Source organism: Blastocatellia bacterium, from assembly GCA_035275065.1.
In the GTDB taxonomy this organism is placed as follows: Bacteria; Acidobacteriota; Blastocatellia; order UBA7656; family UBA7656; genus DATENM01.
Genome location: DATENM010000041.1, coordinates 1 through 1,845, shown reverse-complemented (window position 1 = coordinate 1,845; position 1,845 = coordinate 1). Strand labels below are relative to the sequence as shown.

Sequence of the window (1,845 nt, the reverse complement as noted above, 5' to 3'; positions counted from 1 at the left end):
GCAATGCCTCTAAAGTCACCCTGTGCCTGTAGACGGTAGCGACGACCATCTCTGACGCAGTTGAGCGAATTGCGCTTGGGTCTGTCGAAGGGATCGGCTCTGCAAGCGGAACCGTTGGCGATGTTCAGCAAAGCGCTGCCTTTCCTGAGCCAAGTCCTCAGGGGGCGTTTGACACAAGGCCCCCAGTAACTGGGCTTCTGTTGGGGGGCACGGGAGGAGTTCCCACGCGCCTTGGCGTTGCAGCGTGCGTTGTGTGAGGCCCTTTTGGCCCGTGGTCCGCAGCAGGCGGCGACCTGTATCGCGGAAGCGGCTTTCGAGCTCGTTGTTGGTCCGAGGCACGCCCGGCACGTCATAGCAGTGGAACAGGCCGGGCCAATAGCTCCGGCTGACCTTGTCGAGGTGCAGACTAAACTCAGATAAGATGGGCGGGACATCGGGCAGCCGCAGCACCGTGTCAAGATAGCCGCGTAGTTGTCCCGCGACGTGTTCAGCACTCAGGGGGTGTGCGATAGGGGGTTCTAAGATGTAGGCGATGTCGCGGAGCCAGGCAGCGCCTTGGCGGCACTCCTGGTAGGTCTGAGCAAAAGGGAACAGGGCCGACGGGAGGCCTTGGTACAACTGGGCGAGGCGTGGCTCATAGCGCGTGGCGAGCAGGTCGAGGCTCAAGCGAGCGACATGCTGGAGCCGCTCGTAGGTCTCCATACCAGCCAGTCGAAAGGGCGGCCGGCCTTTGAGTGTGAGCAGATAGCGGGTGTGGCGAAAGAGGTGCGTGATGACCTCATCGGCTTCGGAGGCTGGCATTGTGAAGGGGTCCCGAGACGTTGGGCTGTGGGAGGCTGGCGCCGTGGGCGTTGCGAGCGGACTGGGCAACAGGCCGGTCACCGTCAAGACGCCTGCTGGGCTGGGCGCCGTGCAGGCTTCCTGACGGATCAAGTCGCCGACCTGCTGACGCACGGTTTTGCGCAGCTCACCTTTGAAGGCTGTGTCGACCTCGGCGAGGGGTTCGGCGAGGTTACGCAGATAATGGGCCTGACAAAACTGATAACGACTGTGGGGTAAGACCGTGGCCACTGCCGGGACCAAGCCCGTTTGCTTGTCGCTGAGCACGGCCAGGATGGGCCACTCCAGGTGCTTGAGCGGTTCTAGGAAGGCTTCGAACGTGAGCTGATCCTGCTGGCACAGCCAGCCACTGCGCAACGTCAAGCCGCTTGAGAGCTCGCGGATGAACCAAATTTGGGGCTCGCCCCCTTGCGGAGCCAAACCGTCTAGGGCCACGATCAAGCCGCCCTGCTGCTTGGCAATCCGGGCGAGGTGATCGCGGTGCTGCCGCTCGTGGCAGGCCAGGAGGGGCAGATAGACCTGTTGATACAGATAGCCCACGTGGGACTCCGAGATGCGGACCTGGGAGGCCAACTCGGTGTGAATCTCGCGGTACGTGGCGCGGTGCTCCTGCCGCCACCAGCCAATGCGTACCAGCACATCATAGCCATAGGTGGAGCCAGGAAGGGCGATGCGCTGACCCTCTGCTGACAGCAGGCGCATACGCGAGCCCGCACAGGTCGCGTGCCGACAGCGCCCGGGTCGGCTGGCCACCGAGAGGACGCGATCGAGAGTCTGCACGATCTTATCCCAAGCGAGATAGTTGCACATCACCAGGAGATCGCCACAGTGGGGACAGGTGAGGAGTTCAGGTTGATAGATCATGCGCTCTTGGGCATATAATCGTTTCGGGGTTCTCATGGGCGCCTCCTGGCGAGCGTCTTGTCCACGCTGGCCGAGTTTGAGGGGAGATGTTGTGCCCATGATAACCCTATTTCCCTCACAGGGTGACTTTTGCGCTACTGC

At 62.3% G+C, this 1,845-nt stretch carries 1 protein-coding gene; it reads right to left on the bottom strand.

Annotation, left to right across the window (positions count from 1 at the left end):
• Positions 1-15 precede the first annotated feature (15 nt).
• A complete protein-coding gene (locus VJ464_09425) occupies positions 16-1,740 on the bottom strand; it encodes a transposase (GenBank protein HKQ05340.1) in 1,725 nt (574 codons plus the stop codon).
• Positions 1,741-1,845 lie beyond the last annotated feature (105 nt).

Coding starts and splice junctions, on each gene's coding strand:
- VJ464_09425 (HKQ05340.1), bottom strand. CDS start 1,740: ATGAGAACCCCGAAACGATTATATGCCCAAGAGCGCATGATCTATCAA.